Origin of the sequence: Streptomyces sp. NPDC014882 (assembly GCF_043081325.1) — a bacterium.
In the GTDB taxonomy this organism is placed as follows: Bacteria; Actinomycetota; Actinomycetes; order Streptomycetales; family Streptomycetaceae; genus Streptomyces.
The window spans coordinates 16,392-39,178 of the sequence record NZ_JBIBWL010000026.1; the positions used below are offsets into that span (position 1 = coordinate 16,392).

Genomic DNA, 22,787 nt, shown 5'->3' on the forward strand with positions numbered 1-22,787 from the left:
CCCGGGGCGCGCCCCCGTCCTCGGATCCGAAGACCCCCCCGACCTGGGGGCCGACCACCCCGCCCCCCCGGGCCCCCCCCCCCCCCACCCGGGGGGGGGGGGGGGCCCCCCCCCCCCCCGCCCCCGGATTCCACCCGCGCCTCCAGGACCCACTTCATGACTGATCTGTCCGTCGCCCCGGTCACGGTGAAGTTCCCGCACCGTTCCCGCCGCGGCATCCTCCTCGGCCTCTCCCTGCCCCAACTTCTGCTCGTGTCCGCCACGCTGGCTGTACTGCTGCTGACTGTGATCTCCACCGGGCTGCTCGGCGCCGTCGCTCTGGCCCCTCTGTGGGCGGCGTCCGGCGCGCTCGTCGCCATCCGCCGGCACGGACGATCCCTGATCGACTGGGCGCCGATCGTCACCCGCTACGCGCACCGCCTCCGCACCGGTCAGACGCTCTGGCTCGCCCGGCCCGTCACCCGTCCACGGCAGGACGGCATCCTGCACCTGCCCGGCACCACCGCCTCCCTGAAGGTGGTCACCCCCGGCGACTCCGCCAACGGCGCCGCGGCCGTCCACGACCCGCACCAGCAGACCCTGACCGCCATCGCCCGCGTCAGCTCCCGCGCCTTCGCCCTCCTGGACCCCGCCACGCAGAACCACAACGTCTCGAGCTGGGGTCGCGCGCTGGCGGGCATCGCCCGCACCGGGCACATCGCCACCGTGCAGGTCCTGGAACGCACCGTCCCCGACAGCGGCGACACCCTCACCCGCCACTGGACCCACCACGGCCAGCCCCAGACCCCGGTCGCCGGGCAGATCTACTCCGAGCTGGTCGCCTCCGCCGGACCCGCCGCCGCACCGCACGAGACCTACCTCGCCATCTCCCTGGACCTCAAGGCCGCCCGGCGCCTGATCAGCCAGGCCGGAGGCGGGCTGCCGGGGGCGTTCACCGTCATGGAGCAGACCACCGCCTCCATCGCCCAGGCCGCCCGCAACGCCGGCCTCCAGGTCACCGGGTGGCTGACCGCGAGGGAGATCGCCGCCGTCATCCGCACCGCCTACGACCCGGCCGCCCTCGCCGCCCTCCAGCAGTGGTCCGAGACCGGCCGCGCCGAGGCCGACCCGGCCGCCGCCGGGCCCGTCGTCCAGGTCGAGGAGTACGACCGCCTGGCCACCGACAGCGCCCGCCACGCCACGTACTGGGTGGAGAACTGGCCCCGCACCGAGATGGGCGCCGGATTCCTGCACGGGATCATGTTCAGCGCCGGCGTGCGCCGCGGCCTCTCCCTGATCTACGTTCCGCAGGCCCTGGAGTCCGCGCTGCGCGACGTCCAGCGGCGGAAGGCCACGATCATCGCCGACGCCAACGAACGCTCCCGCCGCGGCCAGGTCGACAGCGAGGAAGACTCCGTCGAGTACGCCGACGTCAAGCAGCGTGAGCGCCAGCTCATCGCCGGGCACGCGGACGTGGCCCTGACCGGCCTGGTCACCGTCACCGCCGACACCGACGCCCTCCTGGACGCCGCCTGCGCACAGATCGAAACCCACGCCGTCACCTCCGGCGTCGACCTGCGACGGCTCAACTACCAGCAACCCGACGCCTTCACCCTCAGCGCACTGCCCCTGGCCCGCACCGCCCTGTGAACCCGCCCCCTGTTCACCGGCCGGCGTCCCTGCCCACAGCCCTTCGCTCATCCGCGACGCAACCGCCCGTCGCCGCCCCTGCCGCCCGGCAGGAAGGACCACCACCTTTGACCTCCCCCGCACCCCCGGAGGACGCGCACCCCTACCTGCGCGCCGCCAGCGCCGGAGTCCGCCACCACACCCGCGCCCTCCGCCCGCCGGACGCCCTACCGCCTCGGCCGGCCGACCGGCAGCACCTGGACGCACTCCACGGCCACCTCACCACCCTGCTCCACCTTCTGGACCGCCTCGCCGAGAACACCCGCCCGCCCCATCCGGCCGCCGGCCGACACCTGGCCACCGCGCACACCCACCTCTGGCAGGCCACCAGCAACGTCCACAACGCCTTCCACCTGCTGCCCACCGGCACCGCAGCGGACGCCGAACAGAGCACCTGCAGCCCCGACCGACTGCCCGAAGGCCCGCCGGTGCTGACGATCTGCCAGCGCCACCTCGCCGCCGGACACGTCGTCCGCCGCAAGACCACCCCCAGCGACCTCCGCGCGCACACCACCGCCTGCGTGCGATGAGCACCACCCGCAGAATCGAAGGCCCCCGATGAGCCACCGGCCCGCACGCCGCGCCTCCGCCTCCCCGCTGTTCACCCCGCACGGCACCGACCGCGCCAGCCGCAAGGCCGCCCGCCGCCAGCTCGCCGAAGCCACCGCCAAGGCCCGCGCCGAAGCCGGCACCCACTCCGCCCAAGCCACGAACCCCGAGCACGAGATGCCCGCCCCGCTCCACCCGGCCGGCGGACGCCCCGGCCCCGCCTCCGCCCGCGGGAACCGACTCAAGCTGCCCGCCCACCGCATGACCACGGCGGTGGCCGCCGGCGCGTACCCCTTCCTCGCCGAAGGCGGCCTCGGCGCCGAGGGCATCTACATCGGCCGCGACGTCCACGCCGAAGCGAGCTTCGTCTTCGACCCGTTCGCCCTGTACGGCAAGGTTGAGGGCTTCACCAACCCCAACCTGCTGCTCGCCGGCGTCATCGGCCAGGGCAAGAGCGCGCTCGCCAAGTCCTTCGCGCTGCGCTCGATCGCCTTCGGCTACCGCGTCTACGTCCCCTGCGACCCCAAGGGCGAATGGACACCCGTGGCCCAAGCCCTCGGCGGACGGTCCGTCGCCCTCGGCCCGGGTCTGCCCGGACGGCTGAACCCCCTGGACGCAGCCCCGCGACCAGCGAGCGTCTCCGAAGCGGACTGGGCCGGGGAGATCCGCAAGCGGCGACTGCTCCTGCTCGGCTCCTTGGCCCGCACCGTCCTGGGCAGAGACCTGATGCCCATGGAGCACACCGCCCTCGACGTCGCCCTCGACGCCGTCGTCACCCGTGCCGACGCCACCGGCCGCACCCCGCTCCTCGGCGACATCGCCGCCACGCTCAACGACCCCGACGCCCTCGATGAGGCCGCCGGGATGATGTCGGGGTGGCTCGGCGACGCCGCTCGCGACCTCGCCCACGCCATGCGCCGCCTCGTCTTCGGCGACCTGGCGGGCATGTTCGACGCTCCCTCCACCGTGGACTTCGACCCGACAGCGCCGATGCTCACCATCGACCTCTCCCGCCTCGGCGGCTCCGGCGACGACACCGCGCTGGTCCTGGCGATGACCTGCGCCTCCGCCTGGATGGAGAGCGCCCTCTCCGACCCTGACGGCGGCCAGCGCTGGATCGTCTACGACGAAGCCTGGCGCTTGATGCGTCACGTCGGCCTGCTCCAGCGCATGCAGGCCCAGTGGAAGCTCTCCCGCGGCCTGGGCATCGCGAACCTGATGGTGATCCACCGGCTCTCCGACCTGCTCACCGCCGGCGACGCCGGATCACAGGGACGCGCCCTCGCCGAGGGCCTCCTCGCCGACTGCTCCACCCGGATCATCTACCGCCAGGAAACCGACCAGCTCCACGCCGCCGCCAGCCTCCTCGGTCTGACCTCCGTCGAGATGGACGCCATCGCCCACCTCAACCGCGGCCGGGGCCTGTGGAAGGTCGCTGGACGCAGCTTCATCGTCCAGCACCTCCTCCACAGCCACGAACTGGCTCTCTTCGACACCGACGCCCGCATGCACTGACACGGCGTCGAGTTCCCCAGAGGGGGAACAGGCCCGCGTCGACATGGCCAGTATCGCGCCCTCGATCAAAGCCGTCCTTCACGAGGGCATCGACGACGCGGACTACGTCACCATCCGCAACGCGGGCGGGACAGCCTTTGATCATGGTCAGCTCCTGCATTGCTCCATTCGAATCGTCGTCGCATCGGGATCCGCAAGCAACCCGCCCGGCTGTTTCGGATTGGCCAGCCCTGTAGGTAGCGGTACTTCGGTCGCGGCCAGTGCGCGATTGCTGGCGTGGCGGACCCAGAAGGTGCCATCCGACAAGACGAAGTGGACTCCTCTCAGAAGCCAGTCTTCCCCAGGGTTGCGGCGGGTGGCCTCATCTTTGACAGCAGCTTCCGGCACCGATATGGAAGTGCAGGGCGGCACCACCCCAAAATAGATGTAGTTGGCCCAGCTGGATTTCTGTTCCTTCATCTCACGGGTCTGCAAGAACATGGTCACCAAAACCGGGTCCAGAGTCCGATTGGCCACGGTGATGCTCTCACCGCCGTCTTCCCACCACGTTACGCGTGAGGCTGCGGCTCGCTGCTCCTTCTCGCCGTCCTCCTTGGACTGCGCGAGCTGGTCGTCAGCCACCTGAGCCGCCTTGTACGTTCCCCACGCTGTGATGGCCAGGCTCGCGGCTGCGACCACCGCAGCGAGAACGGCGGTATGACGCGCCCAGTCAGATCGCTGGTACCAGCGTCGAAGCCGAGCCCAGGCTCCCGAAGCCCTGGCTTCTCGCGCATGTGGGAGTGGCGGTCTCGCCGCCACCTGTCGGACACGTAACCGGGGCCGCCTTGGGGGCACTTGTCCTCACAGGAGTCCTATTTTACGGATGGTGGAACAATGAGCTACCACGAAAGCGACCCGAGCGGCACGAGAATGCACTCTTAGAGAAGCCCTCGCTGCCTACCGCCAGGTGACAGCGGACGGGCCCACCACCGCCCCCAGCCCGCGTGCCATTCCCACGCCGTCAGCAGCTGCTCGCCGTACTCGTCGGTGACCGAGATGCATGCGGCTCGCCCCGTCGAGGAGCGCCATCTGCCCTCGCCTTCCTCGACGCAGCCGGCTTCCACGTCCAGCAGGCCCGGACCCGAAGACTTCCCCGACACCGACGAACGCTTGAAGGACTACCTCATCACCTCGCATGACCCAGACTTCGACTTGTACGACAACGCCGGCCGTGACGCCGATCAGATCCATGTGGCCCGCTACAACCTCGCCACCCGCGGCGACCTGAAGCGGTGGGCACGACGCAGCGCGCTTCCGCACCGCGCACCCGCTGCCCGACCACTCCTGGCAGGCACCCGACCTCACCCCGTACCTGAACGCTCTCGCCGCGGCCCAGACCCCGGCGGAGATGGACGCGGTCACCGACCACGTCCTGGATGCCGCCGAACCCGCACTGCGCGCCCTGAGCGACTACCTCGCCGCGGCTGCCCGGTGGAAACAGGAGAACCGCGGCGCGGCCAAGGGATCACCCTCGAACCTGCTGATGACAGCGGCCAGCCGGGCCCTGTCGGTCCTGGCCCTTGCCGACGAAGCCGGCGTGAACAGGCTGCGGTTCGCCTATGCCCCGGCCCCTGAGACCTCGACCGGCCTCCCGCAGGGGACTACCGCAGGCCCGCCGCCCTCTCCCCCGTCACCCGGTACCGCGCCGCGCCGGTAGCTCCCCGCCCCGCCCCCACACCCGGAGTCCCCTTGACCCGACCCCCTCACGAGAATGCCGCCGAATGGGCCGAAGCCCGGCGCCGCCAGACCGAACACGACGACCTCATGGCACAGCTCGCCGACCGCGATGCCGAGATGGAGCACGACTTGAGCGTGGCCTGCGGCGCCTGCGAACTCGACTCGCACCAGGTGCCGGAGACCGACTTCACCCACCGTCCGGCTCCGCGACACCGGCCGGCGTCCCGGAGGAGCATCGGTGGCCGCTGACGAGCCGAACCCCGTGAACGCCGGCACAACCCTTGCGCCGCTGCCCGACCACCGCAACGTGGGGGAACGATGGTGGCAGGAGCTGTGGCGTCGCCACACGCACATCACCACACCGCTACGGGCCCGTGGACTGCCCTGCGACATCGAGTTCGGCCTCAGCGCCTACATCGTGCGCGTCTCGCTCCCCGACGACAGCTACCTGACCATCAGCCCACCGCAGGAGCCTCCCTCCGAACGCCGTCCCGGAGACCCCGAGGGCTGGATCGTGACACGCGAGGACCCCTACATCGTGACGCAGTACGCAAGCGGCAGATCAAGGTCCACGACGAGACCGGCACCCCGGTTCGGGAGCCAGGCAAGCACCGTCTTCGACGAAGCCCCCAACCGCTACGAGGACGCCTACGCCCTGAAGACCGCTGACGGCGGCGCACTGGTCCTCTTCTCCCACACGCACGCCCAGACCGACACCGTCGCGAACTCCGGCCTGCAGCTCAACCCGGGCAAGGACGACCGGGCCTGGCTCCACGACGTGCCTCGCACCTCCATCCGGTACACGTTCGTGCGCGACGACGCCGCCACCGTCCCCGCGAAGGCCGAGCCCTCCCGCCTGATCGGCTACACCTGCGCCCGCACCGACGCCTCCGGCCCCCGGTCCTGACCCAGTTGCATCGCACTTAGGACCTCGCACGGCCGATCGCTGCCCTTCCCCGCGGCAGCCCAGTCTCTTCCGCGCGTCCCCTGGAGTACGCCTGTCCACCCATTCCTTCATCGCGCGCCCCACCACCGGCACCGGCTACAGCGGCATCCACGTCCAGTTCGACGGGCTGCCCAGCCATCACCTCCCCTCCTCCTGGCCGCCTACCAGCACCGCTTCGGCCGCGACCTGGAGGCCATGTCCCGCCACCTCATCGACGGCGAGCGCTTCCTGCGCCAGGCCCGGCTGAGCGCGCCCCACCCCCGCCCCGTGCTCCCCGTCGCCGCCCCGGCGGCCCACACCACCACCTCCGCCCAGCGCGGCCACTGACCACCGCCACTTGACCACGTCAGGAGAAGCACGCCCCCTTGCAGCCCGGCACTCACTTCGCCTTCGGCACCCACCCCGAGCACGGCTTCGTCGCCTCCTCCACCGCCTCCCTGCCCGCACACCTCACCCACTGGTTTCTTGAGCGGGAGCAGTTCGAGCCCGTCCCCGACAAGCCGGGGCTCTACCGGCTCAGCGAGCCCGAGCGGGACGGAGCCCGCCGCACCCGCCAGGCCGTCCTGGACCTGCGCAGCCACGGCTACACCGTGCAGGCCGACATGGGCCTGGACCCCCAGCAGTCCGCAGCGGCTGCGCGCCCGACACGGCCCAACGGCCTCCTAGAGCGCCGTAGCCGCCTCGCACAAGCTGCCGCCGGCCGGACCACCCAGCACGCCACCGCGCCCACCACCTCGCCCCCCTCTGCCCGGCCGATCCCGCCGAAGCCCACCTACGCACCGACCGTTCACCTGACCGCCGCTGGAACGGGGCGGTCCCGATGACAGAGTCAAACCCCTTCCCGGACGGCTCCCCAACGGTGGTGAAGGACGTCATCGAAAGCGCCCGCACCTTCCGGCTGCGGATGGCGGTCATCGACCACAAGTACGAGGTCGCGCTCGACACGACCCGCTACAGCTTCGGCCGCACCGTCCACGCAGGCGCAGCGGCAGCCGCACGAGCAGGCCGCGACGAAGCGGCGGTCGAGGCGTACGCCACCCACCTCGCCCCGCACGCCGAGAACCTCCTGGACGCCGCCCGCCACGCGCTCGACGAACTGCCGCCCGCGCGGCACCTGGCCGGGTGGCGGGCCGTCCTGGACGGCCTGTCCGCCACCACCGCTGAGATCCGCCGTGCCCTCGACCGGCCGACAGCCAGCCCCTCGGCGGAGCGGGCCTGGCCACGGCCATCGTCGTAGCCGGCGGGCTGAGCACGCCTCCCCTGGAGGCCGGACTGCGGGCCCTGTGGCCCAGCGTGCTGCCCGACCCCCGCCTCCGCCACGCGGCCCTCGCCCTGGACACCGGCACGCAGGGTCTGCTCTACATCGTCGGCCCCCTGCTCGTGGCGGCGCTCGCCTCCACGCACAGCCCCACCACCGCGCTCGCGGTCACCGCTGTACTCGGCATGGCCGGTACCGCCGCGGTGGCTCTCGCGCCACCGTCACGACGCTGGCGTCCGGCCCCGCCCGCTCAGGTACCGGCACGCGAGACACCGCGACTGGCCAGTCCCGCACTGGTACTGCTCTTCGCTTCTCTGGTCGGCATCGGCTTCGCGATCGGCGCCATGAACGTCTGGGCGGTCTCCATGGCCGAGCAATACCGCCAGGAGATGCTCTCCGGGATCCTGCCCGCCTCGTTCTCCACCGGCAGCTTCCTGGGCGGCCTCCTCTACGGCCGCCGACACTGGAACAGCACCACCATCAGCCGGCTGGTCACCGTCGCCGGTGCGTTCGTGGCCGGGTGGCTGCCACTCCTGTTCCTCCCCGGCCCGTACGCGGCCACCGTCGCGGTCGCGGTGCCCGGCGCGTTCATGACCGTCGTGGCCGCCTGCGCCTACGCCACCACCGACACCCTCGCACCCGCGGCCCGCACCAGCGAGGCGTACGCCTGGCTGATCCTCTCGATCGGCGTCGGGCAGTCCGCCGGCACCGCCCTATCCGGACGCCTCGCCGAGCAGCCCCTGGCGAGTGCCGTGCTCCCCGCCGCTGGCGCCGCCTTCGCGCTCGCCGTCCTGCTCGCCGCACGCCGCCGGCTCGTACCGCCACGACAGCCGACAAGCAGCCCGCGACCTTTCCCGTTCCCGCCACCACCGATAGGAGATCCGCCTTGCCCGACGCACCAGCAGAGCCGTTCCTGACGATCCGGCACGCCATCACCGGCGAGATCACCACCACCGGCTACAACGCCGCCGCCCGGCGGATCCTGCTCCAGTCCGGCTTCGAAGAGACGCCAGGTTGCGCCTGCGGAGCGACGGAACCCGGCACGGAGCGGACACACGGGCCTGCTCGGCAGCCAGCGAGCTGCTCGTCGCCGGCCATCCCGTGCACCTGCACCAAGCCCTCGGCCGGCCGGTGAACGCCACCGGCAACCCCTCAGTTGGCCCGGTCGCCGACGTCGCCACAGCCCGTGATCCGCTCCGCCAGCGGCCAGCCTCTCCAGCGCATCGCCAACCCGCCCGCACCCGTTGAAGGGGCCTCGTTTGACCACACCCGTTACGCCCACCAGTCCAGCGCGCACCAAGGGCGGCGAACTACGGGCCAAGGTGGCCCGACTGCTGGCCGACCGGCCGACGGACACGCTCACCATCGGGGACATGGCCAGGCAGCTGGGCCACTCCCACGGCGCAGTCCGCAACGCCGCGCTCACCCTGGTGCGACGCGGCGAAGCGGACCAAAGTGGGACCGGTCAACCGGAGTTCCGCGCGAACGCGAAAACCGCCGCAGCCTCGCAGACCGCTGTGATCAGCCCTCCGGGCACCCACGCTCCCCGCGCCCAGGCGGCCACGGCCCGCACGGCCACTCCCGCCGCAGCCACGCCCCGACAGACTGGCCCGATCCGCCGCGCGGGGGGCCAGCTCTACCACCCCCGGGAGCTGGCCGATCTGCCCGACGTCGAGGCGCTGAACCGCCTGCGCGACGCCGACGTGCCGGTGCTGCTCTACGGCCCTCCGGGCACCGGCAAGACGAGTCTGGTCGAGGCGGCGTTCCCGGACCTGCTCACCGTCGCCGGCGACGGCGACACCACGGTCGGCGACCTGATCGGCGAGTACACACAGGCCGACGCGGGAGGCTACGTGTTCCAGTACGGTCCGCTGGTCATCGCGATGACCGAGGGCCGCGCCCTGCTGATCGACGATGCCACCTTGATCTCACCGAAGGTCCTGGCGGCGCTGTATCCCGCGATGGACGGGCGCCGGCAGATCCAGGTCAAGGCCCACAAGGGCGAGACCATCAAGGCCGAGCCGGGCTTCTACGTGGTGGCGGGCCACAACCCGGGCGTGCACGGGGCGGTGTTGACGGAGGCGCTCGCGAGCCGGTTCAGCGTGCAGATCCAGATCGGCACGGACTACGACCTCGCCCTGGCGCTGAGGATCGATGCCCGGGTGGTCCGGGTCGCCCGACACCTCGCCCACCAGGTCGAACTCGGCGAGCTGGGCTGGGCCCCCCAGCTGCGGGAGCTGCTCAGCTACCAGAAGACCGAAGCCGTCCTCGGCACCAACGCCGCGCTCGCTAACCTCGTCGGCATCGCTCCGGTGGAGGATCGCGACGCCGTCGCCGACGCCATCACCAAGTCGGTCGGCATCAAGAAGATCGCGCCCCTCACCCTCGGCAAGCAGCTCCCCGCCTCGGCCACCCGGCAGCCCCCGGGCAGCGCCGGCTCCGCACACCGGGGCCGCTCGCGATGAGCGCCCACCACCACGTCCAATCCATGCCGGACGACGACGGCGACCTCGCGCGATGGGACGACGACGGCGCCTCGCCCGCGCAACCCCGCACCTCCCCTAACGCGTGGCTGCGCGTGGGAGCCGAACTCGGCGACCGGCTGGTCGCCCTCTCCGGCCGCCAGGACCTCCTCGTCACCTGCCGCCCCGGCACGCGCAGCGACGCGCCGGCCGCGTTCTTCCCCACTCTGGGCGAGGTCGAGTTCGACGCCGGCCTGTTCGCCCCGCTGAAGCCCCACGAGATCCATCCGAGGATCGTGGGCGACGAGGAGCGGTATCCCGCCGCCTGGGGGGTGTTCGTGCACGAGGCCGCGCACGCGGCCCACTCCGTCTGGACGGCACCTGCCGGAGCGAACCCCCATGTCGTCGAGGCCGCGCTCCTGCTGGAGGAGAGCCGTGTCGAAGGCGCACACCTGATCACGCGGCCCACGGACCGCACGTACCTGCGCACCAGCGCCAGGCCCCTGGTCATGCCCGACATCGCCCACCCCAACCTCCAGGGCATCGAGCACGCCGCCGGTGTGGCGGCCCTGATCCTCGGCCGCCGTGATGTCGGCATCCTGGACGCCGGCGAGACCCGGGCCGTCGCCGATCTGTGCAAGAAGGTGCTGGGCGCAGACCTGCTGGCCACACTCACCCGCATCTGGAGTGCAGCGCACCAATGCGCCGACCACGACGCCACGACGATGCTCGCGCACGGTCAAGCATGGTGCGACGCTCTGGACATCGCGGCCCCCGCCCTGCCCGTGCCGGAGAACCTCACCGATCTACTGTCCGGCGCCGTGGGGGTCGTCATGGACAGCACGGCAGCCACCGACGCCGCCGACGTCGCGGCTCAGGCCGCAGCGGCCAACGCCGTGGCCGCGCAGTCCAAGGCGCAGGCTCAGGACCGCGCCCAGCGGGCCGGCCAGCGACGCAAAGCCGCTGCCACCGCCAAGTCGGTCTTCAACGCCCGTGGCGCCACCGTCTCTCCCGACGGCACACCGGCGCCCTCCGGCAACCCGGTCACCGGCACTCGCAGGCCCACCGCCGCGGAGAAGAGTGCCGCCGCGCGCCTGAGCCGCGCCCTGCGTGCCGCCGCCTACCGCGAGCGGACCGAGGAGCGGACCACCAGCCCCACCCCGCCCGGCCGCCTCAACATGCGCGCGGCCCTCGCCCGCGACGCTCAGCGTGCGGCCGGGTCGGTCCCCACCGCGGAACCGTTCACCCATACCCGCCGCCGCAACTCCCCCACCCCACCGCTGCGTGTGGGTATCGCCGTCGACGTCTCCGGCTCCATGCGTGCCGCCTGCGCGCCCGTCGCGTCCGCCGCCTGGATCGTGGCACGCGCAGCGGCTCTGACCGACCCCGAATCCCTTACCGCCACCATCGCCTACGACAGGCACCTGACCGCACTGATCCGACCCACCCACCGAGCACCGGAGCGCGTGACGACGTTCGATGCCACCGGCGGCCACCACAATCTCGGCGACGCCATCGACGCCCTCGACCACGGCCTCGAACTCAGCCGCCCCGGCGCCGGCCGCCTGCTCGTGATCGTCACCGACGCCCGGTACGGCAGCGACGAAACCGCTCAAGCCGTCACCCGTGTCAAGCAGCTCACGACCGCCGGCTGCGCCGTCCTCCAGCTCACCCTCACCGCGAAGTCCCACCACTTGCCGGGAACCACCTTGCTCCACCTTCCCCAGCCCTCCAGCGCTCCCGTCGCCATCGCCAAGGCGGCCACAGACGCCATCCGCAGAACACGCTGAGACAAGACAAAAAGATAGAAAGCAGGAACAATCACGTGGCAGTACGCACGGCCTGGAAGATCATCCACAGCTGTGGGCACGAAGTGACCCACGACCTCTCCAACCGTCCAGCCGACCGGCGCGCCGGATTCGCCCGCTGGCTAGCGACGAAGGACTGCACCGACTGTTGGAAGGCGTCACGCGACGCCGATACCGAATCCAAGGAGGAATGGCTCGCGGCCAGGCGCGCCGCGGAGCAGGAGGCAGCCCGAGCGTGGGCGAAGCGATTCGACATGCCGCCGCTGGAGGGACCCGAGAGGGCTCTGGACTGGGGCGAGCGCTCCCGCCACCAGCTGATGAAAGGCGCGCACACGACGCTGGTCGTGGAGGGGACTTGGGACGAGGCGGACTGGGCGGAGCTGGAGGAGAAGGCCCGCGCCGTGACCCGGGCCGGCTGGTGGATCGACCAGCGCGATGCCGAGGGCTCTGACCTGCTCGAACTTCTGGAAGCAGCTGGCGAGGACGACCTCGGCACGGAGAACCCCTTCCGCTGAGGCCGGGGCAACATAGCCGGACAACGCCGGTTAGCCAAACCGCCGTTCCTGCGGACCATTGATCCTCCCGCCGTTCCCCCGTGTGGAAGGACTCCGCTTGCTTCCCCCGCCCTGGACCCCGCCGCCCGCCCCGGTCCTCGCCCTCACGCCCGACCCGCTCACTCCCACCCGGGACATCACCCACGCCCACTTCCAGGCCGGCGAGACGGTCGTCGTGCTCAAGGGGGTTGCCGGCGGGGAGCTGTGGGGAGACGCGATGCGCATCGTCGCCCCGTCCTGGCACACCCCCACCGACGAAGACGGATGGCGGCTGCGCGACCCGACCGGCGGCGCCCAGACCTACACCACCGGCCACCCCCGCTACCTCGTGCACCTCTCGCGCCGCTGCCCCGACTGCCTGATCCACCTGCGGGCCATGGAGGACACCTTCCTGCCTCGCTTCGCCGACCGCGAGGAAGTGATCGACTGCGGCTGGTACACGACCACCGCCCTGGGCCAGCTCGTCCACCTCGCCGACGCGCGGGGCGGCCGGTGATCCCCCGCCTGCACGAGCGCACGCACCGCTCCCACGGCCCCCTCGAAGAGGCGCTGGGCCGGCCGGTCTCGCCCAACGAGGGCCTGACCGACCACACGGTCGTCGCCCACTGGCCCGGCCTGGACCACTTCACTCTGGACGACGAGCAGAAGACGTGGACGGCCACCCAGTGGGCCGAGCACCTTGAAGACCCGTACCTGGAGCACCCGTTCGCCGCCAGCCCGGACAACGACCGGCAGGCGATCCTCCACGTGGACGTCCGCCTGCATCCGCAGGACCGGGACCTGTTCCCCGTACGCACCGGCCACAGTGCCATCCCAGCTGCGCCCACGGCATCTGCCCAGCTCGCCCGAGTCCTCACCCAGCTCGCCGAGGAACAGGCAGGCCCGCTGGCCACGGTCCGCGGACTGATCGAGCACACCGCGCACCGTCTCGAACGCCAGCCGGGGCCCGCTGGTGCCGAAGCGGCACACGGCCTGGAACTGATCGCCCGCCGCCTGCACGCCATCCAGCAGGACCTGGACACCACCGCAGCACGCTTGGTCCAGCCCCGCACCGCCTCACTCCCCTCGCCTGCCTGGCGCTCCGCCCACCGATCACGGTAGGAGAAGCCCCTCTGCCCTCGACCGACCGCTTCCTGGACATCGGGCGCGACCCGCACTCCGGCGAACTCCTCGCCCGCGGCGGCGACCCCGAGGCACACAGCGTCCTGCAGCGCACCGGCTTCGTCGCCGTCGTCCGCCTCCACGAGACCTACCACCGCACCCCCACCGGCCTGAACCGGGACGAGGAGGCCCGCCCGGCCACCGGTACCGTCGCCCGCCTGCGGGCACTCGGCTACCACGTCGACTGCGACAAGGGCCTCGACACCGATGCCCGCCCCGCCAGTTACCCCACGCTCGGCTCCTCCGTCGCCCACGTCGCCGAGCGCATCCGCGAGGCCACCACCACCGACGAGGCGGCCGATGCGCTGACCGAGCTGACCGCCCCCGGCGACGGCATCCTCACCGCCCTGCACGAGGTACTGACTGCCGCCGCCGACTTCCACGACCACCTCGGCCAGCCGGTCGACCCCTACGCCGCCCGGCGCCTGCGCTACCTCGCCGAGGAGTACCTCCACCTCATCGGCACCGATCTCGCCCACACGCGCAACGCGCTCGCCGACCGGCACGCCCCGCACCCCGGCCGCAGCACCTGCAGCGGTGAGGTGCCGGCCGCCGAACGGGAGCGCTCCGCCGTGTGCGCCTGCCCGCCTCCGCCTCGCACGCTCCCGGCCCCGCCGCCCCCGCTGGCCGCCGCGATGCGCCGCTGACCTCCCACCCGCAAGGACACCATGCACGACCCCACCTCCGAGCGCCTCGCCTCCTACGCCGACGTCCTCGCCGGCGAACTCCCCGACACCTGGACCAGCGCTCATCTCCCCGCCGATGCCAAGGACGACCTCGCCGAGCTGGCTGAACGGATCTGGGACCTGGACCTGGTCGCCGCCGCCCTCGCCGAGCACCCGCTGACCGAGGCCGCCGTCCTCAGCCGCCCGGACGGCGCGCAGTTCGCCGTCCTGGACCGGCACGACGGCCGCGACGGTTTCCTCATCGCCGCCCTCGCCCCGCCGGCCCTGCCCGACGAGGCGTACCGCGCGGTCCCCGAACCCAACGGCATCGCCCTGACCGACGACCCGTTCCTCAGCGCGGAGCAGATCGCCGCCGACCTGCTCGCCCGCTACGACCGCGCCCTCGCCCAGGCCCGCCACAACGCCCTGGCGTCCGTCCAGCCCTCCCAGCCGGACCGAGTCGTTCTAACCTGGCAGGTTGACGGCAGCATCGCCACCGCCCCCGCGGACGACCGCGCCGGCGCCATCCTCACCGCACACGGCTTTGTCCAGGACCCGCCCAGCGGCATCTACCGCCTCGCTGGCGACGACACCCAGGCACAGGCCCGCGCCCTGCGCGCGATCGGCCCGTGTCTCGACGCGCTCGGCATCGGCACCGCTCTCCAGCACCCCTCGGGCCGCAGCGCGCCCACCGCCGCGCCCGCTTCGCCACCGCCCGTTCCTGCCGGTTCCCGGTCGCAGGCCGTCCGTTCTCGGTGAGGGTCCCGCGCCCGGCGACGAACCCGATCTCTTCGCACGACTCGGCGGCATTGCCGACTCCGTAGAGGGCCCGGGTGGTCCCGGCACCGCGCCGGGGCCACCCGGGCCCACCGCCCGATACCTGGAGCACCCCGTAGCAAAGCGCACACCCCCGCCCATCAGTGCCCGGCGCAAGCCGCGACTGGCCACGGCCCTCTTCCGCCGCTATCTGCGCGCCTGCCTCCCGACCGGCCCCGACCGACCCTCCCCGCTGGCCGGCGCCCGACCCGAGACCGTCCTCGCGGAGACCCAGCGCATCGGCTACCGCCACCACCACTGACCGTCCACCCACCAGGAGGAGCATGTCCCACCCCGTCCCTCAGCCGGTGAAGCTCGCCGACGACATCACCCGGCAGCTCGGTCAGCTCGCCGACCACCTCTCCCAGCTCCCCGCGCCGCAGGCCGCTCAGCTCATCGCCCACATCCTCGACCCGGAGGCCGGGGTTCTCGGCGGCGTCACCCACCTCGTCATCACCGGAAGCCACTTCGCCAAGAGCGAGGCCGAGCGCGGCGTCCTGCCCGCGGAGGTCTGGCTCGCGCTCGGCCGAGCCGCCAACGAGCTGCACGACATCAGCCTGGACCTGGACGAGCACCAGGACCTCCTCAAGGACCTCGGCGCGCGGCCGGCCACCACCGCGGCGGCGAAGCCTCCCGCCCCTGCGCCGCTCGTCGCCCGGCGACACCGGTGAGCAAGAAGCAATGGCAGGGCTGGGGACCGGGCGAGCGGGCGGAGCAGCACTACCTCGTCCAGCCCCGCGCCCTGGCCGGCGGAGGCGACGTCCGGCACATATCGGAATTCCTGCGCGCCTGCGGATGGCGGGAGAAATCCAAGTCCGGCGGCCCGCTGCTCATGGAGAGCCCCAGCCGCGCGCTGCGCGTCGCCTACGACCCCTACATCATCCCCGGTGGATGGACCATCCACGGCAAAGCCGACGCGCTCAACGGTGAGTGGTCGGCGCACCTGGGCCGCCAGACGCCGGTGGAGATCGTCGCGGGCCTGACCGACGCACTCACCCGGCCCCGCTCCGCTCACGCGCCCAACGTCTGGGCGCCGCTGCAGGAGCAGCACTGGCAGACCCGCTCCGAGGGCGAGCACTACGTAGCCACCAGCCCGGACGGCAGCGCGAGCCTGCGCTACCAGCACAGCCCCAACGGTTCGGCAACGTGGTGGGCCGGAGCGAGGGACACGCAGCACAACGGCTGGACAGCCAGCTTCACGCCGAACACCCCGATGCAGCTGGTACAAGCCTTCGCCACCGAACTCGCCAACCCCGAGCCCGTCATGCGCCCGCGCGGGCGCGTGCCGAGCAGCGCGCAGATCCGTACCTGGTCGGTCTCCGTCACACCCTCCCAGCTCGGCGCCTGGCAGCAGGCCCGGATCACCGCCGCCCGCGCCGCCACCTGGGCCCGCAACAGCGTCCACAACGCCCGCCCCCGCACCAAGACCCGCACGCAAGCCCCCGCTGGCGGCACCCGAACCCGCCGCTGAACCCCCGCCCGCCTTCAAGGAGCACGATGCCCGCCCCCACCCCGGACGCCCTGAGCACCCTGACCGACACCCTCTCGGACCTCACCGAGTACCTGCGCGAGAACCCCGACCCCACCGAAGCCCTCGCCCTGATCGAGCCGCTCCTGGACGAGTACACGGGCCTGCCCGTCCAGTTCGCCGACACCCTGCGCGCCCTCGCCCGCACCGTCCAGGAGCACCAGACCGCCGCCGGCGCGGCACACGTCAGCCTCCTGGTCGCCGAACTGCGCACCGCCGCGTGGGAACAGAGCGACCAGCACACCCTCCACTACGTCCTGGACGAACTGCGCGCACTGCACCAGACAGCCCAGAACGACCCGGAGTGCGGCGCGTGCCGCTGAGCGAACGCCAACTCGCCGCCTTCGCCGACAAGCACGCCGGGCAGATCCCCTTCGACACCAGCCCCCGCCACCTCGCCGGCCCCGGCGACGCCCGCCACGTCACCCACGGCCTGGCCGCCGCCGGATGGACCACGCTCTCCGACCCCCTCGACGCCGAGATCGTGATGCGCAGCCCCGATCACCGCTACTGCCTGCAGTTCGACCCGCAGTCCACCACCTCCGCCTGGTGGCGGCTGCGGGCCGAGAACAGCGACAACGGGCCCGGCTGGTACGCCGAGTTCGGTAAGCGCGTGCCGGCCGAGGTCCTCGCCGGCCTCACCAACGCCCTCTTCGCACCCGCCTCGCCGCACCAGGACCCCTGGGAGCAGGTGACCCGAGCGGGCTGGCGACGCGCCGAGGCCGGCGCGGCGCACTCGCCGGACTCCCTCTGCCACATCGAACGGCGCCCGATGAGCGAGTTCCACCACCTGCCGTCCTGGCACATCGAGGCCCGAGACGCCCGCGACGCGCAGTACCCCGGCCCGCGCATCTGGCACGCCTACCTCGACGAGCACGTCCCCGACCACCTTGCCGGCGCCTTCCTCACAGCGCTGACCGACCGGAGCCCGCTGCAGCGCAGCATGTTCGACCGCACCGCCCACCACAGCGCCGTCAAGGAGCCAAGCCCGCTGAGCCCACAGCAGGTCGTCGAGGCCCACACCGCCCGCATGAAGGCAATCGGCGCCCAGGCCCGCGCCGCACGCCGCCGGCAGACCACCCCCGCGCCGCCCCTGCCGCACACCGCAGCCGTCCAGCCGACCGCCCACCGCTGAACCGGAAGGACCACCTCATCCCCCGCACCCTGAACCACCGCCGCACCTCGCTGCGGCGCCTCAACCGCTACCTGCGCAACAGCGACCGAATCCTGACCTCCTGGGACGCCTACACGCAGTTCAACACCGACCTGGACGGCTGGCCCTTCGACGATGACGCCTACGGCCGCCGGGCCGCCGTCCGCGACTCCGACACCGCCGCGGCGTTCACCACCACCCGCGCCGGAGCCCGCCAACTCCTGGCCACCGCACGCCTCCAGCTCCAGCACCTGCCCGCCCACCTCACGCGCAAGAGCTGGCCCGGACAGCTGGCCATCCTGGAGCAGGCGCTAAACCGCCTCGACGCTCTGGACGCGCAGTGGCGCCAGACCGTGGCCCAGCTCCCCGAGGACGCCGGACCGGGGAGCGGGGCGTACGACGATGCGCTGGACGAGCACCACGCCGAGTGCTGGAGCTACCTGGACGACTGGGCCTGCCACGGCCGCGCCATCCTCGACATCAACACCGCCACCCGTCGAGCCGGCCCCCAGCCCAAGCGTCCGCACCTTCCGGTTCTCACGGCCCGGCACGGCGGCTACCGCGCGACGAGGCGGTGACCATGTCCTCCACCGCGGACACCGTCGAGGTCGACTTCATCACCCCGCGCCACCTCGCCGGTGGGGGCGACCCCGCCTGGATCACCGTGCCCCTCCACCGCGCCAGCGGCTGGAGCCACGGCGATGACCCGCTGATGCCGCGCGTGCTGCTCTCCAGCCCCGACCAGAAGGCCCTGCTGCGCCTGGAGCCGGACCCCGACGGCCAGTGGTGGACCCTCCACCACACCGCCGAGCCTGGCCGGCCCGCCTAGTACGCCGGCTTCGGCGCCCGCACCCCCGTCGAACTCATCGCCGCTTTCACCGACGCCCTCACCGACCCAGCCCCGCCGGCAGCTGAGTCCCACGACCCGTTCGGACCGCTCCGGCAAGTCGCCTGGAATCCCCCTGCCGCCGACGCCGACGGCCTCGTCTCGCCCGACGGCACCGCCTACGTCCAGCGGCTGGGCAGCGCAGAAGAACCGGGCTCCTGGTTTGTCACCGCCGCCCTCGCCCCGAACCGCCCGCCGGTGTGGCAGGCGCGCTTCGGCACCCACACCCCGCCCCACCTCGTCACCGCGTTCACCGCCGCACTGGTCGACCCAAAACCCGTGTACCGCACCGGCGAGCAGAGGCTGCCGACCCACAACCCCAACATCGTCGCCCGCAAGTACGTCGACGTGCCCGCGGTATACCTCGCCGCCGCGCTGGAGGACCGCGTCCGCTCCCTCGCTGCCCGGCCCGCCGGCACGCCGCCGGCCCCCATCCCCGCACGGCACTCGCCGCCGCAGCGCGGTCACAGCCGCTAGCCCTCCCGTCCCCGCCCGGAAGCACCCAGCCCTTGCCACCCTCCTCCACGAGCAACACAGACGGGTACGACCTCGCCCTGCGCCTCCTGCTCGGCCTGGCGGCCCTCGCCATCCCCCTCGCCCACCTCGCCTGGCTGTGCGGCAACCTCACCGCCACCCTCACGGGGGCCGCGTGGGCGCCCTACCAGCCCACTGCCGCCCTGCTCCACCCCGAGCAGGTCTGGCCCACCGCAGGAGAAACGTCCCTGCTGGTCGGCGCCCGCATCGTGCCCGTCGTCCTCTTTCTGGCCCTCGCCGCCGTGGTCGGCCTCCTGTGGGCCCGGCACAGGAGCTCGGGCGGTGGCCGGAAGAAGAAGATCACCGACATGGCCAAGGCCCGGGACATCGAGCCCCTGATGTCCCGGGCCATCACCGACAAGGCCCGCTCCCTGCGACCGAGCCTGAAGAACGCCAAGCACATCGACGCCAAGGACACTGGCATCCTCCTGGGCAATCTGCAGGGCACCAGGCACGAGGTCCGGATGGGGTTCGAAGATGTCGCCGTCGCGATCATGGCGCCCCGCTCGGGCAAGACGACCTCCCTCGCGATCCCCTCCATGCTCAACGCACCCGGCCCGGTCCTCCTGACGTCGAACAAGGCCGCCGGCGATGCCTTCACCACCGCCTACGAAGCGCGGGCCCAGGCCGGGGCGGTGTGGACCATGGATCCGCAGCAGATCGCGCACGCCGCCCGCGAGATGTGGTGGAACCCCCTCGCCGATGCGAAGACCCTGGACGGGGCGAACCGGCTAGCCGGCCACTTCCTCGCCGCGTCCGTGGACGCCTCCCAGCAGGGCGACTTCTGGTCCAAGGCCGGCAGCAACATCCTCTCCCAGCTCATGCTGGCCGCAGCGCTCGACGAGCGCCCGATCACCGACATCATGGCCTGGCTTGCCTTCCCCGCCGACCGCACCCCGCTGGACATCCTGCGCGACCACGGCTTCACCGCCGTCGCCGCTCAGCTCAAGGGCACCGTGGAGGGCCCGCCCGAGACCCGGGACGGCATCTACGAGACCGCCCGCCAGTACGCCGCAGCCCTCCTGAACGCGGAGATCGCCGCGTGGGTGACGCCGCAGAAGGACGTCGCGGAGTTCCGGCCGGAGCAGTTCGTCACCTCCACCGACACCCTCTTCCTGCTGAGCAAGGACGGCGGAGGCGGCGCGTCGGCGTTGATCGCCGCGTGCGCGGACTCGGTGATGCGGGCCGCGACCGCTCAGGCCGAACGCGCCGGCGGGCGACTGGACCCGCCCATGCTGGCGATCCTCGACGAGGCCGCCAACGTGTGCAAGATCAGCGACCTGCCCGACCTTTACTCCCACCTCGGCTCCCGCGGGATCATCCCCATCACGATCCTGCAGTCCTATCGGCAGGGCCAGAAGGTCTGGGGGGACGCGGGCATGGACGCCATGTGGTCCGCCTCGACGGTCAAGGTCATCGGCTCCGGCATCGACGACCCGGACTTCGCCGACAAGCTCTCCCGCCTGATCGGCGACCACGACGTGCAGACCACGTCCACCTCGCACTCGGAGTCCGGCAAGAGCACGTCGGTCTCGATGCGTCAGGAGCGGATCCTGCCCGCCGACGCGATCCGCGCCCTGCCCAAGGGCACCGCGCTCTGCTTCGCCACCGGCATGCGCGCGGCCATGCTCGATCTACGGCCGTGGTACCGAGAGCCCGGGGCGACAGAACTGTCCGCCGCGTCCGACCGCGCGTCGCAGGCGATCACCAACCGCGCCGTCGCGAAGCACAGCCCCGTGCAGTCCGACTTCGGAAAGGCCGTGTGAGCGACACCCTGCTGCACGTGGTGCCCCGTCCGCTCACGCTAGGCGAAGGAGTGGGCCGTATCCCGTAGCAGCGGGTCGAGGTTAGGCGGAAGGACGGTGACTGAAAGACATGTCCGGCCGATCTTGAAACTCCAGAAGGGCGGGCGGCGGCCCCGTCGCCACAGCGGCCCGGAAGCGTTCGTCCACCAGGCGAACAAACACACGATCCCGGCGATCGCCAGCCTCCATGGTGCGGTGCCACCCTGTTCCCTCACGCTCCCACTGTTCCCGCGCGATCTCCCCGCGGAAGTGCCCATCGAGTTTGATCGCGAGCTTCTCGACGGACAGATGGCCGATACGGAACCGCTGCAACAACTCCCCGAGAGCGAGAGACGTGATCAGATGCTGCTGATGCCGCTTCAAGGTCACCGGTGCAACAGGCGGTGCCCATGCCTGGAGCAAAATCGGGTCGCTCAGCGCGAGCGTCGCAAGCTGGAGGTGGCTGTCCCTGATGGCCTGCTCGTTGCTCGTACGTGCCTGCCGAACCTGGTAGAGGAGCGAGAGAGCCACACCGGCCAAAGCGATGGCTGAGAGCACGACGGAAACGGCCCCGTACGTCTGGCTGATGTCACTCAGCTTCCCCCAGTCCGTGCCCGCCGGAGCCACAGCGGCCAGTACGAACGGTGTCGCAACTATCAACCCCATCATTCCAAGACCGAGCAGGACGTAAGCCACAGCCGTCAGTACCCAAGTCATGCGCTGCGCCGTGCCACTTCCAGTTGTCATCCGTCCCCCGCATGCTGGCTGACAGTTCGCTGACCAGAATGAAGCCCGTCTTCACGGCCGACAAGAGGCGCTCAATGTGGCACCCGCACGATCGACCGGACAGCCCTGCACGGACGTCGCGGGCGGCTAGGAGGCCCTGGGCAGGCGCTCCGTGGTTTACCTCGACACGTCCGTCTTCTCTCCCGGGGGCGAGAGACCACCGTGACGCCACGGGTCACCGCGCACTCGCCCAGTACCGCGCGCACCGCAAACCTCCCGCCGGACCGGCATCTGCACCCTCCACCCCACTACCCAACCGCAGCAGAGCGCCTACTCACCCGCGCCGTCGGCTCCGCCGGCCGGACACCACCACGGCCCCAGCCGAGAAAGGTACCCCTCTGGCCACAACCCCTCCTCTGCACACCCTGCTCGCCCAACCCCGTAGCGCGCTGGGCACCTTCGTCCCCGCCGGCCTGCACTGCTCGCACGCAGAGCGTCGCCACCTTGGCCAACTCGCCCACGCGGGTACCGACCTCTTTGAGATCGGCCTCGCCCACCATGACGCCCACCTCGACGGACCTGTCATCCAGCACGCCTACCGCCGCGTACTGCGTAGCGGCGATGCCCTGGACAGCGCCGTCCGCGCGGTCGCGTATGCCGCACACCTGCGACCGACCGTCGTCATGACCTACTGGGAACCTGTCCAACGGCACGGCCCCGAATCCGCGGCCCGCATCTTCGCCGATGCCGGCGCGTCCGGCGTGATGATCGTCGACCTGCCTGACCACCACGCCGAGTACTGGCAGGCCGCAGCACACCACGCGAACCTCCGCACCCCACGCCTCGTCCCGCGCCGCACCACCGACGACGACCTGGCCACCGTGGCCGCCAACGCCTCCGGGTGGCTCTACCCACCGGCTAGCGCTCAACCCACCGGCTACCGAGGGCCGCTCAACATCGCCGCCCTAAGGGCTGTCCCGCAAGTGCGGCTGTGCCGTGATCTGAGGCCGCTCGATAGGGTCAGGGCCACAGCCGACGGAAGAGGATCGTTCGATGGC

General features: G+C 71.9%; 26 protein-coding genes and 1 pseudogene. 25 read left to right on the plus strand and 2 right to left on the minus strand.

Annotated elements, in window-relative coordinates; all coding sequences use genetic code 11:
- Positions 1 to 156 precede the first annotated feature (156 nt).
- From ACF09K_RS33990 to ACF09K_RS34000, 3 genes are all read left to right on the plus strand, one after another.
- Entirely contained in the window at positions 157 to 1,629 is a 1,473-nt protein-coding gene (locus tag ACF09K_RS33990) for an SCO6880 family protein (RefSeq protein ID WP_392249202.1), read from the plus strand.
- 107 nt (positions 1,630 to 1,736) lie between these two features.
- Positions 1,737 to 2,198 carry a DUF6238 family protein gene (locus ACF09K_RS33995; protein WP_392249203.1) on the plus strand — a complete coding sequence of 154 codons (462 nt, stop codon included), beginning with the start codon at positions 1,737 to 1,739 and terminating at the stop codon, positions 2,196 to 2,198.
- A gap of 28 nt (positions 2,199 to 2,226) precedes the next feature.
- Complete coding sequence (locus tag ACF09K_RS34000; RefSeq protein WP_392249204.1) at positions 2,227 to 3,732, plus strand: VirB4 family type IV secretion system protein; 1,506 nt, start codon at positions 2,227 to 2,229, stop codon at positions 3,730 to 3,732.
- Between the two features lie 147 nt (positions 3,733 to 3,879).
- Here the strand turns inward: ACF09K_RS34000 and ACF09K_RS34005 are convergent, their stop codons facing one another.
- Positions 3,880 to 4,353: a hypothetical protein gene (locus ACF09K_RS34005; RefSeq protein WP_392249205.1), complete on the minus strand. Its 474-nt coding sequence runs from the start codon at positions 4,351 to 4,353 to the stop codon at positions 3,880 to 3,882.
- A 766-nt stretch (positions 4,354 to 5,119) separates the two neighbouring features.
- On the opposite strand from ACF09K_RS34005, the gene ACF09K_RS34010 reads away from it, so the two are divergent.
- The 21 genes and pseudogenes from ACF09K_RS34010 to ACF09K_RS34110 all read left to right on the plus strand — a co-directional run bounded on the left by ACF09K_RS34010 (position 5,120) and on the right by ACF09K_RS34110 (position 20,985).
- Positions 5,120 to 5,428 carry a hypothetical protein gene (locus ACF09K_RS34010; RefSeq protein ID WP_392249206.1) on the plus strand — a complete coding sequence of 103 codons (309 nt, stop codon included), beginning with the start codon at positions 5,120 to 5,122 and terminating at the stop codon, positions 5,426 to 5,428.
- Between the two features lie 32 nt (positions 5,429 to 5,460).
- On the plus strand, positions 5,461 to 5,697 hold the full coding sequence (locus ACF09K_RS34015; RefSeq protein ID WP_392249207.1) for a hypothetical protein: 237 nt from the start codon (positions 5,461 to 5,463) through the stop codon (positions 5,695 to 5,697).
- Positions 5,687 to 6,355, plus strand: coding sequence for a hypothetical protein (locus ACF09K_RS34020; protein ID WP_392249208.1), 669 nt, complete (start codon positions 5,687 to 5,689; stop codon positions 6,353 to 6,355). Before ACF09K_RS34015 ends, ACF09K_RS34020 begins: the two co-directional genes overlap by 11 nt.
- A gap of 234 nt (positions 6,356 to 6,589) precedes the next feature.
- Positions 6,590 to 6,721: a hypothetical protein gene (locus ACF09K_RS34025; protein WP_392249209.1), complete on the plus strand. Its 132-nt coding sequence runs from the start codon at positions 6,590 to 6,592 to the stop codon at positions 6,719 to 6,721.
- A 38-nt stretch (positions 6,722 to 6,759) separates the two neighbouring features.
- Positions 6,760 to 7,218, plus strand: coding sequence for a hypothetical protein (locus tag ACF09K_RS34030; RefSeq protein ID WP_392249210.1), 459 nt, complete (start codon positions 6,760 to 6,762; stop codon positions 7,216 to 7,218).
- Positions 7,215 to 7,631, plus strand: coding sequence for a hypothetical protein (locus tag ACF09K_RS34035; RefSeq protein WP_392249211.1), 417 nt, complete (start codon positions 7,215 to 7,217; stop codon positions 7,629 to 7,631). Before ACF09K_RS34030 ends, ACF09K_RS34035 begins: the two co-directional genes overlap by 4 nt.
- Positions 7,632 to 7,675: 44 nt before the next feature.
- Positions 7,676 to 8,569, plus strand: a complete 894-nt coding sequence (locus tag ACF09K_RS34040; RefSeq protein ID WP_392249222.1) for an MFS transporter — start codon at positions 7,676 to 7,678, stop codon at positions 8,567 to 8,569.
- Positions 8,566 to 8,787: a hypothetical protein gene (locus ACF09K_RS34045; protein WP_392249223.1), complete on the plus strand. Its 222-nt coding sequence runs from the start codon at positions 8,566 to 8,568 to the stop codon at positions 8,785 to 8,787. The genes ACF09K_RS34040 and ACF09K_RS34045 overlap by 4 nt, the downstream gene beginning before the upstream one ends.
- A 187-nt stretch (positions 8,788 to 8,974) precedes the next feature.
- Positions 8,975 to 10,117, plus strand: a complete 1,143-nt coding sequence (locus tag ACF09K_RS34050; protein WP_392249224.1) for an AAA family ATPase — start codon at positions 8,975 to 8,977, stop codon at positions 10,115 to 10,117.
- Entirely contained in the window at positions 10,114 to 11,904 is a 1,791-nt protein-coding gene (locus ACF09K_RS34055) for a hypothetical protein (RefSeq protein WP_392249212.1), read from the plus strand. The genes ACF09K_RS34050 and ACF09K_RS34055 overlap by 4 nt, the downstream gene beginning before the upstream one ends.
- Before the next feature lie 35 nt (positions 11,905 to 11,939).
- On the plus strand, positions 11,940 to 12,437 hold the full coding sequence (locus ACF09K_RS34060) for a hypothetical protein (RefSeq protein WP_392249213.1): 498 nt from the start codon (positions 11,940 to 11,942) through the stop codon (positions 12,435 to 12,437).
- A 97-nt stretch (positions 12,438 to 12,534) separates the two neighbouring features.
- Positions 12,535 to 12,972, plus strand: a complete 438-nt coding sequence (locus ACF09K_RS34065; protein ID WP_355647423.1) for a hypothetical protein — start codon at positions 12,535 to 12,537, stop codon at positions 12,970 to 12,972.
- Positions 12,969 to 13,577, plus strand: a complete 609-nt coding sequence (locus tag ACF09K_RS34070; protein ID WP_392249214.1) for a relaxase/mobilization nuclease — start codon at positions 12,969 to 12,971, stop codon at positions 13,575 to 13,577. The genes ACF09K_RS34065 and ACF09K_RS34070 overlap by 4 nt, the downstream gene beginning before the upstream one ends.
- A 728-nt stretch (positions 13,578 to 14,305) precedes the next feature.
- Entirely contained in the window at positions 14,306 to 15,061 is a 756-nt protein-coding gene (locus ACF09K_RS34075; protein ID WP_392249215.1) for a hypothetical protein, read from the plus strand.
- 341 nt (positions 15,062 to 15,402) lie between these two features.
- Positions 15,403 to 15,789 (plus strand): hypothetical protein, encoded by a 387-nt coding sequence (locus tag ACF09K_RS34080; RefSeq protein ID WP_392249216.1) that lies wholly within the window; start codon positions 15,403 to 15,405, stop codon positions 15,787 to 15,789.
- Positions 15,786 to 16,589 (plus strand): DUF317 domain-containing protein, encoded by an 804-nt coding sequence (locus ACF09K_RS34085; RefSeq protein ID WP_392249217.1) that lies wholly within the window; start codon positions 15,786 to 15,788, stop codon positions 16,587 to 16,589. The genes ACF09K_RS34080 and ACF09K_RS34085 overlap by 4 nt, the downstream gene beginning before the upstream one ends.
- A 26-nt stretch (positions 16,590 to 16,615) precedes the next feature.
- Positions 16,616 to 16,969 carry a hypothetical protein gene (locus tag ACF09K_RS34090; protein ID WP_392249218.1) on the plus strand — a complete coding sequence of 118 codons (354 nt, stop codon included), beginning with the start codon at positions 16,616 to 16,618 and terminating at the stop codon, positions 16,967 to 16,969.
- On the plus strand, positions 16,960 to 17,781 hold the full coding sequence (locus ACF09K_RS34095) for a DUF317 domain-containing protein (RefSeq protein WP_392249219.1): 822 nt from the start codon (positions 16,960 to 16,962) through the stop codon (positions 17,779 to 17,781). Before ACF09K_RS34090 ends, ACF09K_RS34095 begins: the two co-directional genes overlap by 10 nt.
- A gap of 371 nt (positions 17,782 to 18,152) precedes the next feature.
- Positions 18,153 to 18,377 (plus strand): hypothetical protein, encoded by a 225-nt coding sequence (locus ACF09K_RS34100; protein WP_363087791.1) that lies wholly within the window; start codon positions 18,153 to 18,155, stop codon positions 18,375 to 18,377.
- A gap of 2 nt (positions 18,378 to 18,379) precedes the next feature.
- Positions 18,380 to 19,162 (plus strand): annotated as a pseudogene (locus ACF09K_RS34105) (DUF317 domain-containing protein).
- Positions 19,163 to 19,194: 32 nt separating this feature from the next.
- Positions 19,195 to 20,985 carry a type IV secretory system conjugative DNA transfer family protein gene (locus ACF09K_RS34110; RefSeq protein ID WP_392249220.1) on the plus strand — a complete coding sequence of 597 codons (1,791 nt, stop codon included), beginning with the start codon at positions 19,195 to 19,197 and terminating at the stop codon, positions 20,983 to 20,985.
- 81 nt (positions 20,986 to 21,066) lie between these two features.
- On the opposite strand, the gene ACF09K_RS34115 is transcribed toward ACF09K_RS34110, so the two are convergent.
- The gene (locus ACF09K_RS34115; RefSeq protein WP_392249221.1) at positions 21,067 to 21,720 is read right to left on the minus strand and encodes a DUF6082 family protein; all 654 of its coding nucleotides are present in this window, start codon (positions 21,718 to 21,720) and stop codon (positions 21,067 to 21,069) included.
- Between the two features lie 104 nt (positions 21,721 to 21,824).
- Here ACF09K_RS34115 and ACF09K_RS34120 point away from each other — a divergent pair.
- On the plus strand, positions 21,825 to 22,787 hold a 963-nt coding region (locus ACF09K_RS34120), incomplete at its 3' end, for a tryptophan synthase subunit alpha (RefSeq protein WP_392249225.1).